Here is a 14,937-nt window from a genome sequence, read left to right as displayed (position 1 = left end):
GAGACCGACATGAACCCGATCCGCATGCGCCTGATCGCGCTCGCCTGCGCCGCGGCGCTCGGTGCTGCCGCCCAAGCGGCAGTGACGCCCGAAGAGGCCGCGAAGCTGAAGACCGAACTCACGCCCTTCGGCGCCGAGCGTGCCGGCAACAAGGACGGCAGCATCCCCGCGTGGACCGGCGGCTACACCACCCCGATCCCGGGCTTCGTCAACGGCGGCCGGCGCGGCGACCCGTTCGCGGCCGAGAAGCCGATCCTGAAGATCGACGCGAGCAACCTCGCGCAGCACGCCGACAAGCTCTCCGACGGCACGCAGGCGCTCATCAAGAAGTACCCGCAGAGCTTCCGCGTCGATGTCTACAAGACGCACCGCACCGCGGCCGCGCCGCAATGGGTCTACGACAACATCGCGAAGAACGCGACGAGCGCAAGGCTCGAGAACGACATCGTCAAGGGCGCGCACGGCGGCATCCCCTTCCCGATCACCACGTCGGCCAAGGAGATGATGAGCAACCACCTGCTGCGCTGGCGCGGCGAGGCCTGGCAGTCGCAGTTCCGCGGCTACATCGGCACGGCCAACGGCCAGCGGGTGCTCTCGGTGCAGGCCAACGGCGAGTTCCAGATGCCGTTCTACGCGAAGGGCGAGCCCGAGAAGTCCACCGGCGACTTCTGGGCCCTGCGCATGACGACGCAGGGCCCGCCCGTGCGCGCCGGCGAAATGATCACCGGCCGCGAGAACCTCGACCACGACAAGACCGGCGCCTGGGTCTATCTGACCGGCCAGCGCCGCGTGCGCAAGCTGCCCAACGCCTGCTGCGACACGCCGTCGCCGGCGACCAGCGGCCTCGCGAGCTTCGACGAGACCGACGTCTTCACCGGCCGCCTCGACCGCTTCGACTGGAAGGTCGTCGGCAGGAAGGAGATGTTCATCCCCTACAACGCCAACCGCCTGCACACGCCCGCGAAGGACAGCGACGTGCTGCTGGCCAACCACCTCAACCCCGACCACGTGCGCTGGGAGCTGCACCGGGTCTGGGTGATCGAGGCGACGCTCAAGCAGGGCCAGCGGCACCAGGCGTCGAAGAGCCGCTACTACCTCGACGAGGACACCTGGATCGCGGTGCTGGGCGACCGCTGGGACGGCAACGGCCAGCTGTGGAAGACGCAGTGGGCGCACCCGGTGGTCATGCCCGACCTGCCCGCCACCACGCCGCAGCAGCAGTGGGGCTTCAACGACCTGCTGTCCGGCGGCTGGTACGCGAGCGGCGTCGTCAACGAGCAGCCGATGCAATACAAGATCGTGCCGCGGCGGCCCGACTCGTTCTTCACGCCCGAGGCGATGGCGGGCGAAGGCGTCCGGTGATGGCAGTCCGCCTCCTCGCGGCGGCCCTGGCGCTCGCCGCGGCGCCGCTGATCGCCGCGCCGGTGACCGACGCGCTCCAGCGCCCGGCGCTGCAGCTGCGCCAGCCCGAGCGCGCGGTGCTGCTCGCGGCGGCACGGGCCGGCGAGCGGCTGGTGGCCGTGGGCGAGCGTGGCGTGGTGCTGCTATCCGACGACCAGGGCAAGGCCTGGCGCCAGGCGCCCTGCCCCGTCAGCGTGACGCTGACGGCGCTGCGCTTCGCCGACGCACGGCGCGGCGTCGCGGTCGGCCACGGCGGCACGGTGCTCACCACCGAGGACGCCGGCGAGACCTGGACGCGCCGGCTCGACGGGCGGCGCCTCGCGCAGATGGCGCTCGATGCGGCGCGCGCCGGCGGCGACGCGGCGCGCATCAAGGAGGCCGAGCTGCTGCTGCAGGACGGCCCGGACAAGCCGCTGCTCGACGTGCTGCTGCTCGACGCGAAGCGCATCGTCGTCGTCGGCGCCTACGGCATCGCGGCGGCCAGCGACGACGGCGGCGAACGCTGGACGCCCTGGATGGCGCGGCTCGACAACCCGCGCGGCCTGCATCTTTACGCGCTGCGCCGCCACGGCGAGACGCTGCTCGTCGCCGGCGAGCAAGGCCTGCTGCTGCATTCGGCCGACGGCGGCGCGAGCTTCAAGCGCATCGCGCTTCCGTACAAGGGCAGCTTCTTCACCGCCGAGCTGCTGTCGGCCGCCGACTGGCTGGTTGCCGGCCTGCGCGGCAACGCCTGGCGCTCGACCGATGCCGGCGCGAGCTGGCAACAGCTCGCGGTGCCGATGCCGGCGTCGATCACCGCCTCGATGCTCGACCGCGACGCCGGCCTGTGGCTCGGCAACCAGGCCGGCTTCGTGATGCGGCTGGGCGCCGCCGGCTTCGCGCCGGTCAACCCCACGCCGCTGGCGCCGATCGCCGGGCTCGCCGCCGGCGCGCAGGGACTGCTCGCGCTGGGGCTCGCCGGCGTGCAGCCGGTGCCGGTGGCGCAGGCGAAGGACGCACCGAGATGACGCCGAGCGGCCGGAACCCGATCGACGCGGGCGCGCCCTTCGACGCGCGCTCGGGCTCGCTCGTCGAGCGCGCGCTGTTCAACCACCGCGGGTGGGTCGTGCTGCTGTGCACGCTCGTCACGCTGCTGCTCGGCTGGCAGGCGACGCGGCTGCAGCTCAACGCGAGCTTCGAGAAGACGATCCCGTCGAGCCACCCGTGGATCGCGAACTACCTGAAGTACCAGCAGGAGCTGAGCGGCCTGGGCAACGCGGTGCGGGTCGCAGTGGCGGTCGATCCGTCGAAGGCCGACGCGACGATCTACGACGCCGGCTACCTCGACGCGCTGCGCCGCCTGAGCGACGAGATCTTCCTCGCGCCCGGCGTGGACCGCGTGCGGATGAAGTCGCTGTGGACGCCGACGACGCGCTGGGTCGGCGTGACCGAGGAAGGCCTCGAAGGCGGCCCGGTGATCCCCGACGGCTACGACGGCTCGCCCGAGAGCCTGCAGAAGCTGCGCGCCAACATCGCGCGCTCCGGCGAGATCGGCCAGCTCGTCGCGCGCGACGCGAAGTCCACCGTCATCGTCGTGCCGCTGCTCGCGAAGGACGCCGAGGGCCGGCCGCTCGACTACGCGGCCTTCGCCGGGCGGCTGGAGGCGCTGCGCGCGAAGTACGAGAACCCGGCGGCCGCGACACCGGGCGGCGCGCGCGTGCAGATGCACATCACCGGCTTCGCGAAGATCGTCGGCGAGCTCATCGACGGCGTGCGCGCGGTGCTGAGCTTCTTCGCGCTGGCGGTGGCGATCGCGACCGCGACGCTGTACTGGTTCACCCGTTGCGTGCGCTCGACCGCGCTGGTGGTGGCCGCCTCGCTGGTCGCGGTGGTGTGGCAGCTCGGGCTGCTGCCGCTGCTGGGCTACGCGCTCGATCCGTACTCGATCCTCGTGCCCTTCCTCGTGTTCGCGATCGGCATGAGCCACGGCGCGCAGAAGATGAACGGGATCATGCAGGACATCGGCCGCGGGGTGAACAAGCTCGTCGCCGCGCGCCTGACCTTCCGGCGCCTGTTCCTCGCGGGGCTCACCGCGCTGCTCGCCGACGCGGTGGGCTTCGCGGTGCTGCTGGTGATCGACATCCAGGTGATCCGCGAGCTGGCGATCGCCGCCTCCATCGGCGTCGCCTCGCTGGTCTTCACCAACCTGATCCTGCTGCCGGTGCTGCTGAGCTACGTCGGCGTGAGCCCGCGCGCGGCCGAGCGCAGCCTGCGCTCGGAGGCCACCGCCGCGGCACCGCAGGCCGGCCGCGTCTGGACGCAGCTCGTGCGCTTCACGCAGCGCAAGCCCGCCGCCTGGGTGGTGACCGCGGCGGTGCTTATGGGCGTGGGCGGCTTCGCCGCGAGCACGCGGCTGGCGATCGGCGACCTCGACCCCGGCGCGCCCGAGCTGCGCGCCGACAGCCGCTACAACCGCGACGTGGCCTTCATGAGCCGCGCCTACGGCGCCTCGAGCGACGTGCTCGCGGTGATGGTCAAGACGCCCGACGGCCAGTGCTCGCGCTACGACGCGCTGAACAAGATCGACGCGCTCGAATGGCAGCTGCGCCAGATCGACGGCGTCGAGACGACCAACACGCTCGCGCTGCTGACGCGCCGCGTGACCGCGGGCCTGAACGAAGGCATGCCCAAGTGGTACGACTTCCTGCCCAACCAGGACATGCTCAACACCGTGACGGCCGGCGCGCCGCGCGGCCTGTACAACGACAGCTGCAACCTGCTGACCGTCTACGCCTACCTGCGCGACCACAAGGCGCAGACGCTGACGCGCGTGGTCGATCACGTCGAGGCCTTCGCGAAGGCCAACGACACCGACGAGGTGAAGTTCCTGCTGGCCGCCGGCAGCGCCGGCATCGAGGCCGCGACCAACATCGTCGTCAAGCAGGCGTGGTGGCAGATGCTGGCGCTGGTCTACGGCGCGGTGGTGCTGCTGTGCTTCGTCACCTTCCGCTCCTGGCGCGCGGTGCTGGTCGCGGTGCTGCCCTTGATGCTGACCTCGGTGCTGGCCGAGGCGCTGATGGTCGCGCTCGGCATGGGCGTGAAGGTCGCGACGCTGCCGGTGATCGCCCTCGGCGTGGGCATCGGCGTGGACTACGCGCTGTACATCCTCTCGGTGACGCTCGCGCGCATGCGTGAAGGCCGCACGCTTGCCGAGGCCTACCGGAGCGCGCTGCTGTTCACCGGCAAGGTGGTGCTGCTGACGGGCCTGACGCTGGCGGTCGGCGTCGTCACCTGGGTCGCGAGCCCCATCAAGTTCCAGGCCGACATGGGGCTGCTGCTCGCCTTCATGTTCCTGTGGAACATGCTCGGCGCGCTGGTGCTGCTGCCCGCGCTCGCCCACTTCCTGCTGAAGCCGGCGGCCGCGTCGCCGGCCATCGCGGCCGCGACGCCCTCGCCGCCCGCGCCGCTCGCGGCGAACACCGACCCCTCGATCGCGCGGCGCATCGCTGCCTGAAAGCACCATGTTCAAGTACTTCCCCACCAACTACGTCTGGAACCTCTCGGTCGACCTCGCCATCGAGATGGGCGCGCGCATCGGCGAGATCGAGGCGATGTGCGCGCCGCTGCAGGAGGCCGCGAAGCAGCCCGATGCCGCCGGCACCCGCGCCTTCCGCGAGACCTGGGCCGCGATGGCCGACAAGCTCTGCGGCCTGGCCGAGGAGGACGAATCGCGCGGCCGGCTCCTTTCCGCCGGCGAGAAATACAAGCGCGCCGCGATCTACCTCTCCACCTGCGAGCGGCTGCAGGCGCACGGCGCGCCGGGGCGCATGGCGCTCTACGAACGGTTCCAGGCGGTCTTCGCCAAGGGCATCGCGCTGGCCGGCGACGCCTGCGAGCCGGTGCGCATCCCCTACGAGGACAGCTTCCTTTCGGGCCTGTTCGTGCCGGCGAAGGGCGTGCGGCCGGGCGAGCGCATGCCAGTCCTCCTGCAGGTCAACGGGCTCGATTCGACGAAGGAGATGAAGTGGTTCGTCGGCCTGCCCAAGTGGCTGGCCGAGCGCGGCGTCGCGTCGCTCGTCGTCGACCAGCCCGGCACCGGCGACGCGCTGCGCCTGCGCGGCCTGACCGCGCGCTTCGACAGCGAGCACTGGGCCAGCCGCATCGTCGACTGGCTCGAGCGGCGCGAGGACATCGACGCCCGGCGCATCGGCATGGAAGGCGTCTCGCTCGGCGGCTACTACTGCCCGCGCGCGGTGGCCTTCGAGCCGCGCTTCGCGGCGGGCGTCGTCTGGGGCGCCAACCACGACTGGCGCGACGTGCAGAAGAAGCGCCTCGACAAGGAAGGCGACTTCCCGGTGCCGCACTACTGGGCCCACGTGCAGTGGGTCTGGGGCGCGAAGGACCAGGCGGACTTCATGCGCATCGCCGAGAACGTGCACCTCGACGGCGTGCTCGATCGCATCCGCGTGCCCTTCCTCGTGACGCACGGCGAGCGCGATTCGCAGATCCCGCTGAAGTGGGCCGAGCGCACCTACGAGCAGCTGGTGAACAGCCCGAAGCGCGAGCTGAAGGTCTTCACCGAGCGCGAAGGCGGCGTGCAGCACTCGAGCTTCGACAACAGCATCAACGCGGGCCAGTACATCGCCGACTGGGTCGCCGAGACCCTGGGCGGCCGCACGCGATAAGGCCGCCGATGCACGCACCCGTCAACCATCAACGTCGCCGGCTCGCGCTGGCCTTGCTCGCCATGCCTGCCTTGCCGCTCGAGAACGCTCATGCCGCCACCCCCGGCGATCCGCTCGCGTTGAAGCTGCTGATCGTCGGCCGCCGCAAGCCCGGCACCACGCTGGCCGAACACCGCCATCACATCCGCCGCGTGCACGGCGAGCTGGTGCTTGGCTACATCGCCGCCGACGCCGCCCACGCGCCGCGCCGCTACGTGCAGAACACCGTGTTCGACGGCCAGTTCCGCGCGACCGCGCCAGGCAGCGACCCGCTCGCGCTGAACCGAGATTTCGTCACCCAGGTCTGGTTCCCCGACTTCGCCGCGCTCGCCCGCTCGCGCGAGACCCGCTACTACCTGGACAAGCTCAAGGGCGACGAGGACAACTTCGTCGATCAGGCGAGCGTCGTCTTTCTGCCGTCGCGCGAGCGCGTGCTGCATGCGCGCGCCGGCGGCGCGCCGGCGGGCACGGTCAAGCTGATGGGCTTCCTGCAGCGCGCGGGCGGCGTGGCCGAGGCCGCGTTCGAGCGCGGCTGGGCCGAGGCGGTGGCGAAGCTGCCGCGCGCCGCGGTGCAGCGCCATGTGCAGAACCGGGTGGCGAGCCCGCCGGCCGCCGCCGGCAAGCCGCCCGCGGTGGACGGCATCGACGAGCTCTGGCTCGAGGACGAGGCCGCCGCCCGCGCGCTGCTCGGCGCCTGGCAGGCGGCGGTACGCGAGTCGCTCGTGCGCCCCGGGCTCGTCGCCGAAGGCAGCCCCTTCGCGCTGCTGATGCACGAAGACGTGATCCACGCCGGCGCGCGCACCTGAGCGCGCCGCTTCCCTTCGAACCCTCACTTCCGAACGAGGCCCCATCGTGAACATCCTCGGACCCGACGCGCTCGTCTTCGGCGTGGACGACCTCGCCGCCTGCTCGCAGTACCTGCGCGACTACGGCCTCACGGCCACCGGCGACGGCCGCTTCGAAGCGCTCGACGGCACCGCCATCGTCCTCAAGGCGAAGGACGACCCGGCGCTGCCCGCGCCGCTGCCCACCGCGACGATGCTGCGCAAGACGATCTACGGCGTCGCCGACGACGCGACGCTGGACGCCATCGCCGACGAACTCGGTCGCGACCGGCCGGTGCGGCGCCTGGCCGACGGCTCGCTCGAGGCGACCGACGACGCCGGCTTCGTGCTCGGCTTCCAGCGCAGCGTGCGCCGCCCGATCCGCCTGGCCGCCGAAACGGTCAACGCGCCCGGGGCACCGGCGCAGCGGCCGGCCAACGTGCTCGCGCTCGACCCCGAAGCGCCGACGCCCGTGCCGCGCACGCTGTCGCACGTCGTCTACTTCGTGCCCGACGAGGCGAAGGCCGCGGCCTTCTACGAGCGCCTCGGCTTCGTCTGCACCGACCGCTTCACCGGCGTCGGCCCGTTCATGCGGCCGGCCGCGTGCGAAGACCATCACACGCTGTTCCTGATCCAGACGCCACCCTTCATGACCGGCTGCGAGCACTTCACCTTCCACATGGGCGGGCCCACCGAGGTGATGCTGGCCGGCACGCGCTTCGTCGAGAAGGGCTACCAGTCGTTCTGGGGGCCGGGCCGGCACATCTTCGGCTCGAACTGGTTCTGGTACTTCAACAGCCCGCTGGGCTGCCACGTGGAATACGACGCCGACATGGACCTGCACGACGCGAGCTGGGTCGCGCGCGAGGCGCCGATGGGCGCGGACAGCTCGCAGCTGTTCCTGTTCCAGCAGCGCGACAAGTGGGCGCCGGGCGGCGGGCCGCCGGGCGGCGCGGTGCCCGGCGAAGCCGAGGGCGCGACCTCCGGCGCGCCGGGCGGCCTGCTCGCGCCGCGGCCGCGCGCGGCGGGCGCCTCGGTCGTCGCGGAAGGCTGATCGGCCGATGGATGCCGGGCAGCGCTTGTCCGCCTCGCGCCTCGGTCCCGCGGCCGAGGTGCCCGAGGGCGGCGCGCGCGGCTATGCCGAAGCCGGCGTCTTCGTCGTGCGCCATCGCGGCCGGCTGCACGCCTACCTCGACGCCTGCCCGCACTACGGCGACACGCCGCTGGCCTGGCGCCGCGACGCCTATCTTGATGCCGCGGGCCGGCGCATCGTCTGCGCCGCGCACGGCGCGCAGTTCGAGATCGCGAGCGGCCGATGCATCCTCGGGCCCTGCCTCGGCCAGTCGCTCACCGCGGTGCCGATCCGCGTCAACGCCGCCGGCGACATCGAACACATGACGGAGAAGGAGACCCCAGCATGAGCATTCCGCTGCGCAAGGCCGCCGTGATCGGCGGCGGCTTCTCAGGCATGTCGGCGGCGATCGAACTCGCGCGCCGCGACGTGCAGGTCGATCTGATCGAAAGCGATGCCGGCTGGCGCTCCTACGGCGCCGGCATCAGCCTCGGCGGCGCGACGCTGCGTGCGCTGCGCACGCTGGGCATCCTCGACGACTTCCTGCGCGAAGGCGCGGCCAGCGACGGCGTCGACCTGCGCGCACCGCACGGCGCGCCGATCGGCGAGCTCCCGACGCCGCGCGTCGCCGGCCCCGACGTGCCCGGCGGCGGCGCAATCCTGCGGCCGACGCTCGCGAAGATCATGTCGCAGGCCACGCGCCGCGCCGGCGTCGAGGTGCGGCTGGGCTGCAGCTTCGCGACGCTGGCGCAGGACGCCGAAGGCTGCGAGGTTGTCTGCGCCGACGGGCAGCGCGAGCGCTACGACCTCGTCGTCGGCGCCGACGGTCTGCATTCCGCGGTGCGCGCCCAGCTGTTTCCCGAAGCGCCGCAGCCCGCCTACGCCGGCCAGGGCGTGTGGCGCGCGGTGCTGCCGCGGCCGGCGGAGATCACCCGCTGCCGCATGTGGATGGGTGGCGCGACCAAGCCGGGCGTGAACCCGGTGTCGGCGACGCAGATGTACCTGTTCGTCACCGAGCATCGGCCACGCAACGAGCGCATCCCGCCCGAGCAGCAGCCGGCCATGCTGCGCGAGCTGCTCGCGCCCTTCCCCGACCCGCTGCTGCAGGCGCTGCGCGCACAGATCGACGAGCACGCGCAGGTCATCTACCGCCCGCTGGAGAGCCTGCTCCTGCCGCGGCCCTGGCATCGCGGCCGCGCCGTGCTGATCGGCGACGCGGTGCATGCGACGACGCCGCACCTCGCCTCGGGCGCCTGCATCGGCATCGAGGACGGCATCGTGCTGGCCGAGGAGCTGGGCCGCGCGGAAAGCGTCGAGGCGGGGCTCGCGGCCTTCCAGGCGCGGCGCTGGGAACGCTGCCGGATGGTGGTCGAGAACTCGGGCCGGCTCGGCGCCATCGAGATCGCGCACGGCGACAAGGCCGAGCACGCGCAGCTGATGCGCGAGTCGCTGGTGGCGCTGGCCGAACCCATCTGATGACGACCACCCCGTTGCGGCTTCGCCGCTCCCCTCGAGGGGCGCCGCTGGCGGACCGGCGAAGCCGGATCCGCGGCGGCCGCTCGCTCGAGGTCGTGCCATCGCCAGCGCATGACTCGGCTGGCCAAGAGAGGATGTTTTCATGAGCAAGACCGAACGCTGGCCCGGCCGCATCGCGCTGATGGTGGCGCACTGCGCAGGCATGGTCGACCTGGTGGCCCTGCCGGTGTGGGTCGGCACGCTCATCTCGCGGTACCGGCTCGATCCGCAGCAGGCGGGGCTGCTGGCGACGCTGTTCCTCGTCGGCGCGGTGGCGGCCAGCGTGGCGCTGGCGCCGTTGTTCAACCGGCTGAACGGCCGTGCCGTCGCGACGCTGGGCTTCGGCATCGCCGCGGCGCTGTTCGCGGCGGTGGCGCAGACGCAGGACTTCGCGACGATGGCCGCGCTGCACGCGCTGGCCGGCCTGGCGACCGGCGCGGCGCTGAGCGTGACGCACGGCCGCATCGCGCGCAGCGGCAACCCGCACCGGCTGTTCGCGATCGTCGGCATCGCGCTCGGGGTGTTCGCGATCGTCTTCCTCGGCGCGACGCCGCAGCTCGTGGCCGCCGCGGGCGGGCCGGCGCTGTTCCTCGTGTTCGGCGGCGTGATGGCGGTGGCGGCGGTGGTTTCGTTGCTGGCCTTCCCGGCGGCCGACGCCGTGGCGGCGCCCGCGGACGCCGCACGCACGCCGGCCGGCCGCATGCCGGCGGTGGTCTGGTACGGCATCGTCGGCATCGCCTGCATGGGCCTCGTGCAGGCCATGACCTTCAGCTTCCTCGAGCGCGTCGGCAGCGATCGCGGCTTCGGCCTGCAGGCGGTGACGGGCGTGCTGATCGCGCTCGGCGTCGTCAACCTCTTTCCGGCCGTGCTGGCCGCGCTGCTGGAGCGCCGCTGGGCCGCACGCAGCGTGATGCTGGCCGGGCCGGTGGTGCAGGCGCTGCTGGTGGCGGTGATCATGAACTCGCCGGCCTTCGCGCCGTATGCCGCGGCGGCTTCGGTGTTCGCGGCGGTGATGATCTTCACCCACACCTTCGCCTTCGGCCTGCTCGCCGGCATGGACCGCAGCGGCCGCGCGATGGCGGCGACCCCGGCGATGCTGATGATCGGCGCGGCGATCGGGCCCATCCTCGGCGGCACGCTGGTCAAGGCCTTCGGCTACGGCAGCCTCGGCGCAGCCGCGGCGGTGATCGCGGTGGTCGCGGTGGCCTGCTTCGCGAAGCTGCCGCGCCCGGGCGCCGCAGCGGCGCCGCAGGAGGCGCTGGCATGACGCTCGAACGCCCCGTGCCCACCCCACCGGCCGGCCGCAGCGGTGCCGCGCGGCCCCGGCGCCGCTTCGTCGATCTCTCGATCTACCTCGAGAACGACGTGCTCTCCGACCCGCCGCCGCTCGCACCGAAGATCACCTACCAGAAGCACGCGGACACGCTGCCCGAGTTCCTCGCGATGCTGCCGGGCACCAAGCCCGAGGACTACCCCGACGGCGAAGCCGCCGCGGCCGAGTGGGTCACGCTCACCACCCACAACGGCACGCACCTCGACGCGCCCTGGCACTTCCATTCGACGATGGACGCGAAGCTCGGCGGCGCGCGGCCGTCGATCACCATCGACGAGGTGCCGCTCGAATGGTGCTTCCAGCCGGGCGTGAAGCTCGACTTCCGGCATCTGCCGGACGGCCACGTCGTCACCGCCGCCGAAGTCGAGGCCGAGCTCGCGCGCATCGGCTGCGAGCTGCAGCCGCTCGACATCGTCGTCGTCAACACCCGCGCCGGTTCGCGCTACGGCCAGCGCGACTACCTCGGCGCCGGCTGCGGCATGGGCTACGAGGCGACGATGCACCTGCTCGAGCGCGGCGTGCGCCTCACCGGCACCGACGCCTGGAGCTGGGACGCGCCGTTCGCGCACACCGCGAAGAAGATCGCCGAGACCGGCGACACGAGCCTGATCTGGGAAGGCCACAAGGCCGGCCGCGACATCGGCTACTGCCACCTGGAGAAGCTGCACAACCTCGAAGCCCTCCCGCCGCACGGCTTCACGATCAGCTGCTTCCCCCACAAGATCCGCGGCGCCTCGGCCGGCTGGACGCGGGCGGTCGCGATCTTCGACGACGAGGGCGCCGCGCGATGAGCCTGCCCGCGATCCACCGCGTCGTCACCGGCCACGACGCGCAAGGCAAGGCGATCGTCGCGAGCGACGGGCCGCTTCCCACCGTCGTCGAGCTCGCCGCGATCCCCGGCACGGTGTTCCACGAGGTCTGGTCCACGGGCGCGACGCCCGCGCCGGTGGACAACGGCCCCGACCCGAGCGCCGGCCCGCTGAGCCTGCCGCCGCCCAGGCACGGCACGCGCATCCGGTTCGTCGACATCCCGCCCGACACCGCCGACTTCCTCGCGCACGGTGCCGAGCGGATGGACGCGGCCTTCGCGCAGATCGGCGACGCGGCCGCCTCGACCGTGAAGGCCGATTCGCCGCACCCGCTGATGCACCGCACCGAGTCGGTGGACTACGGCGTCGTGATCGAGGGCGAGCTGACGCTGGTGCTCGACGACAGCGAGGTCGCGCTGCGGCCCGGCAGCGTGGTCGTCCAGCGCGGCACGAACCACGCCTGGGCGAACCGCTCGGGCCGGCCGTGCCGGATGCTGTTCGTGCTGGTCGACGGCGCCTACGAGCCGGCGATCGCCCGCGCGCTGGCCGCCCGATGAGCGGGCTGTTCGATTTGCGGGGCCAGGTCGCGCTGGTCACCGGCGCGACCGGCGGGCTGGGCCGCGCGATCGCGCTGGCCTTCTGCGAGCACGGTGCGGCGGTCGTCGCGAGCGACCGCGACGGCGCCGCTTGCGAGGACTTCGCCGCGACGCTGCGCGGCGCCGGCCATCGCGCTGCGGCCATCGGCTGCGACCTCGCCGACACGGGCGAGGCCGCCGCGCTGGCGGCCCGCGCGCTCGCCGCGTTCGGCCGCATCGACACGCTCGTGTGCAATGCCGGCATCCAGGGCCCGGCCGGCGCGCTGCTCGACGCGGGCGACGCCGACTGGGAGCAAGTCTTCGCGGTCAACCTGCGCAGCGCCGCGCGACTGGCCGCCGGGCTGCTGCCCGCGATGGCGGCGCAGGGAAGCGGCAGCGTCGTGCTGATGTCGAGCATCGCCGGCCTGCGCGGCAACGGCGCGATCGGCCTCTACGGCCTGACGAAGGCCGCGCTCGCGCAGCTGGCGCGCAACCTCGCGGTCGAGTGGGGCCCACGCGGCGTGCGGGTCAACGCGATCGCGCCCGGGCTGATCCGCACGCCGCTGGCCGAGCGGCTGCTGGCAGACGAAACCTTCATGCGGCGCCGGCTCGCGATGACGCCGCTGCGTCGCGCCGGCGAGCCGCGCGAAGTGGCCGGCGTCGCCGTGCTGCTCGCAAGCCAGGCCGGCGGCTTCATCACCGGCCAGACGCTGGTCGTCGACGGCGGCACGCTGGTCTCCGACGGCTCCTGACCCACGCAAGAACCCACCATGCGCTTCGCCACCTTCGACGACGGCACGCTCGACGGCCGCCTGCATCTCGTCTCCCGCGACCACCGCCATGCGCTCGACGCGAGCGCGATCGCGCCCAGCCTGCTGGCGGCCCTGCAGGCCTGGGAGGCCGCCGAGCCCGCGCTGCGCGAGCTCGCCGCGGCGCTGGACGCCGGCCGCGCCGCCGGCGCGCAGGCCTTCGATCCCGCGCGCTGCCTCGCGCCGCTGCCGCGCGCGCCCCAGTGGCTCGACGCCTCGGCCTTCCTCAACCACGGCCGGCTGATGGAGCGCGCGTTCAACACGCCGCCGATCCCCGACTTCGACACGATCCCGGTCATGTACCAGGGCGCGAGCGACGACCTGCTCGCCGCGCACGCCGACGTGCCGCTGCCCAGCGAGGCCGACGGCATCGACTTCGAAGGCGAGTTCGGCGTGGTCGTCGGCCCGGTGCCGATGGCCGCGACGCCCGCCGAGGCGCTGGCCGCGGTGCGGCTGGTCGTGCAGATCAACGACTGGTCGCTGCGCGCGCTCGGCCCCCGCGAGATGAAGACCGGCTTCGGCTTCCTGCAGGCCAAGCCCTCGACCGCCTTCGCGCCGCTCGCGGTGACGCCCGACGAACTCGGCGACGCCTGGAGCGACGGCCGCGTGCGGCTGAACCTGCACGTCGCGCTGAACGGCGAACGCTTCGGCGAGCCGAACGGCCGCGAGATGAACTTCGGCTTCGGCGAACTGGTCGCGCACGCGGCGCGCACGCGCCGGCTCGCGGCCGGCACGATCGTCGGCTCGGGCACCGTCTCGAACGAGCACCGCGCGGCCGGCTCGGCCTGCCTGGCCGAGCGGCGGGTGATCGAGATGCTCGACCTCGGCGCCGCGCGCACGCCGTTCATGAAGTTCGGCGACCGGGTGCGGATGCAGGCGCGCCACCCCGACGGCCGCGACGGGCCGTTCGGCGCGATCGACCAGCGCGTCGTGCGCTTCGAGCGCCACGCGCAAGGCGCGCGCTGATGCGCGTGCTGGTCACCGGCGCAGCCGGCTTCGTCGGGCGCGCGCTCGTCGAGCGTCTGCGCGGCGAGGCCGAGCCGTCCAGCCGGCTGGTCGCGCTCGACCGCAGCTTCGCGCAGGCGCCGGCCGCGTGGCGCGACGATGCGCGGCTCGAACTCGTCGAAGGCGACTTCGGCGACGCCGCGGTGCTCGACCATGCGCTCGCCGAGCCGCCCGCGCGCGTGTTCCACCTCGCCAGCATTCCCGGCAGCCTCGCCGAGCGCGAGCCGGCGCTGGGCCTGCGGGTCAACCTGCTCGCGTCGATCGAGCTGCTGACGCGGCTCGCCGCCCTGCCCCGCGCGCCGCGGCTGGTGTTCGCGAGTTCGGTCGCCGTCTACGGCGCGCTGCCGGCCGACGGCGCGATCGACGAGGACCAGCCGCTCGCGCCGCTGCTGAGCTACGGCGCGCACAAGCAGATGCTCGAGGTGCTGATCGCCGACGCAAGCCGCCGCGGCGAGATCGACGGCATCTCGCTGCGCCTGCCGGGCATCGTCGCGCGGCCTGCGCAGCCGAGCGGCCACGGCTCGGCCTTCATGAGCGAGCTGATCCGGCGCACCGCCGCCGGCGAGCGCTACGACTGCCCGGTGTCGGCCGAGGCGCGCTGCTGGTGGATGTCGCTGCCCTGCTGCATCGACAACCTGCTGCATGCCGCCACGCTCGCGCCGCAGCGGCTCGCGGCTTCGCGCGCGGTGCAGCTGCCGGTGCTCAGCGCCACCACCGGCGAGGTGGCGGCCGCCGCCGCGCACGGCCGCGGGGTGCTGCCGCAGTGGCGCAGCGAGCCGGCGATCGAGGCGCTGTTCGGCCGCATGCCGCCGCTGCACACGCCGCGCGCCCGCGCACTCGGCTTCGCCTGCGACGGCGACCTCGCGCGCCTGGTGCGGCGCGCGCTGTAGC

The 14,937-nt window shown here is 73.1% G+C and carries 14 protein-coding genes; all 14 read left to right on the top strand.

The annotated features are described in order from the left end of the window. Positions 1–9: 9 nt before the first annotated feature. The 14 genes from VFR90_RS13100 to VFR90_RS13035 all read left to right on the top strand — a co-directional run bounded on the left by VFR90_RS13100 (position 10) and on the right by VFR90_RS13035 (position 14,936). Entirely contained in the window at positions 10–1,362 is a 1,353-nt protein-coding gene (locus VFR90_RS13100; RefSeq protein ID WP_326406586.1) for a DUF1329 domain-containing protein, read from the top strand. Next, complete coding sequence (locus VFR90_RS13095) at positions 1,362–2,408, top strand: WD40/YVTN/BNR-like repeat-containing protein (protein WP_326406585.1); 1,047 nt, start codon at positions 1,362–1,364, stop codon at positions 2,406–2,408. Before VFR90_RS13100 ends, VFR90_RS13095 begins: the two co-directional genes overlap by 1 nt. After that, complete coding sequence (locus tag VFR90_RS13090; protein ID WP_326406584.1) at positions 2,405–4,894, top strand: efflux RND transporter permease subunit; 2,490 nt, start codon at positions 2,405–2,407, stop codon at positions 4,892–4,894. Before VFR90_RS13095 ends, VFR90_RS13090 begins: the two co-directional genes overlap by 4 nt. Before the next feature lie 7 nt (positions 4,895–4,901). Beyond that, positions 4,902–6,065, top strand: a complete 1,164-nt coding sequence (locus VFR90_RS13085) for an alpha/beta hydrolase family protein (protein WP_326406583.1) — start codon at positions 4,902–4,904, stop codon at positions 6,063–6,065. Positions 6,066–6,073: 8 nt separating this feature from the next. Beyond that, positions 6,074–6,910 (top strand): EthD domain-containing protein, encoded by an 837-nt coding sequence (locus VFR90_RS13080; RefSeq protein WP_326406582.1) that lies wholly within the window; start codon positions 6,074–6,076, stop codon positions 6,908–6,910. A gap of 46 nt (positions 6,911–6,956) precedes the next feature. Beyond that, a complete protein-coding gene (locus tag VFR90_RS13075) occupies positions 6,957–7,982 on the top strand; it encodes a VOC family protein (RefSeq protein WP_326406581.1) in 1,026 nt (341 codons plus the stop codon). Positions 7,983–7,989: 7 nt separating this feature from the next. After that, positions 7,990–8,349 carry a Rieske (2Fe-2S) protein gene (locus VFR90_RS13070; protein WP_326406580.1) on the top strand — a complete coding sequence of 120 codons (360 nt, stop codon included), beginning with the start codon at positions 7,990–7,992 and terminating at the stop codon, positions 8,347–8,349. After that, the gene (locus VFR90_RS13065; protein ID WP_326406579.1) at positions 8,346–9,476 is read left to right on the top strand and encodes an FAD-dependent oxidoreductase; all 1,131 of its coding nucleotides are present in this window, start codon (positions 8,346–8,348) and stop codon (positions 9,474–9,476) included. The genes VFR90_RS13070 and VFR90_RS13065 overlap by 4 nt, the downstream gene beginning before the upstream one ends. A 142-nt stretch (positions 9,477–9,618) precedes the next feature. Next, positions 9,619–10,782, top strand: coding sequence for an MFS transporter (locus VFR90_RS13060; RefSeq protein ID WP_326406578.1), 1,164 nt, complete (start codon positions 9,619–9,621; stop codon positions 10,780–10,782). Then, on the top strand, positions 10,779–11,639 hold the full coding sequence (locus VFR90_RS13055; protein WP_326406577.1) for a cyclase family protein: 861 nt from the start codon (positions 10,779–10,781) through the stop codon (positions 11,637–11,639). Before VFR90_RS13060 ends, VFR90_RS13055 begins: the two co-directional genes overlap by 4 nt. After that, positions 11,636–12,214 (top strand): cupin domain-containing protein, encoded by a 579-nt coding sequence (locus VFR90_RS13050; RefSeq protein ID WP_326406576.1) that lies wholly within the window; start codon positions 11,636–11,638, stop codon positions 12,212–12,214. Before VFR90_RS13055 ends, VFR90_RS13050 begins: the two co-directional genes overlap by 4 nt. Next, positions 12,211–12,984: an SDR family NAD(P)-dependent oxidoreductase gene (locus tag VFR90_RS13045; protein WP_326406575.1), complete on the top strand. Its 774-nt coding sequence runs from the start codon at positions 12,211–12,213 to the stop codon at positions 12,982–12,984. The genes VFR90_RS13050 and VFR90_RS13045 overlap by 4 nt, the downstream gene beginning before the upstream one ends. Positions 12,985–13,002: 18 nt before the next feature. Continuing rightward, on the top strand, positions 13,003–14,007 hold the full coding sequence (locus tag VFR90_RS13040; RefSeq protein ID WP_326406574.1) for a fumarylacetoacetate hydrolase family protein: 1,005 nt from the start codon (positions 13,003–13,005) through the stop codon (positions 14,005–14,007). Continuing rightward, positions 14,007–14,936: an NAD-dependent epimerase/dehydratase family protein gene (locus tag VFR90_RS13035; RefSeq protein ID WP_326406573.1), complete on the top strand. Its 930-nt coding sequence runs from the start codon at positions 14,007–14,009 to the stop codon at positions 14,934–14,936. The genes VFR90_RS13040 and VFR90_RS13035 overlap by 1 nt, the downstream gene beginning before the upstream one ends. Position 14,937 lies beyond the last annotated feature (1 nt).

This window comes from Methylibium sp. (assembly GCF_035762065.1).
Taxonomy (GTDB): Bacteria; Pseudomonadota; Gammaproteobacteria; order Burkholderiales; family Burkholderiaceae_C; genus Methylibium.
Note: the sequence above shows the minus strand (reverse complement) of the source record. Positions and strands in the feature narration are given on the sequence as shown.

Bases quoted from the DNA above. Each gene is read 5' to 3' on its own strand.
- VFR90_RS13100 (WP_326406586.1), top strand. From the start codon at position 10: ATGAACCCGATCCGCATGCGCCTGATCGCGCTCGCCTGCGCCGCGGCG.
- VFR90_RS13095 (WP_326406585.1), top strand. From the start codon at position 1,362: ATGGCAGTCCGCCTCCTCGCGGCGGCCCTGGCGCTCGCCGCGGCGCCG.
- VFR90_RS13090 (WP_326406584.1), top strand. From the start codon at position 2,405: ATGACGCCGAGCGGCCGGAACCCGATCGACGCGGGCGCGCCCTTCGAC.
- VFR90_RS13085 (WP_326406583.1), top strand. From the start codon at position 4,902: ATGTTCAAGTACTTCCCCACCAACTACGTCTGGAACCTCTCGGTCGAC.
- VFR90_RS13080 (WP_326406582.1), top strand. From the start codon at position 6,074: ATGCACGCACCCGTCAACCATCAACGTCGCCGGCTCGCGCTGGCCTTG.
- VFR90_RS13070 (WP_326406580.1), top strand. From the start codon at position 7,990: ATGGATGCCGGGCAGCGCTTGTCCGCCTCGCGCCTCGGTCCCGCGGCC.
- VFR90_RS13065 (WP_326406579.1), top strand. From the start codon at position 8,346: ATGAGCATTCCGCTGCGCAAGGCCGCCGTGATCGGCGGCGGCTTCTCA.
- VFR90_RS13060 (WP_326406578.1), top strand. From the start codon at position 9,619: ATGAGCAAGACCGAACGCTGGCCCGGCCGCATCGCGCTGATGGTGGCG.
- VFR90_RS13055 (WP_326406577.1), top strand. From the start codon at position 10,779: ATGACGCTCGAACGCCCCGTGCCCACCCCACCGGCCGGCCGCAGCGGT.
- VFR90_RS13050 (WP_326406576.1), top strand. From the start codon at position 11,636: ATGAGCCTGCCCGCGATCCACCGCGTCGTCACCGGCCACGACGCGCAA.
- VFR90_RS13045 (WP_326406575.1), top strand. From the start codon at position 12,211: ATGAGCGGGCTGTTCGATTTGCGGGGCCAGGTCGCGCTGGTCACCGGC.
- VFR90_RS13040 (WP_326406574.1), top strand. From the start codon at position 13,003: ATGCGCTTCGCCACCTTCGACGACGGCACGCTCGACGGCCGCCTGCAT.
- VFR90_RS13035 (WP_326406573.1), top strand. From the start codon at position 14,007: ATGCGCGTGCTGGTCACCGGCGCAGCCGGCTTCGTCGGGCGCGCGCTC.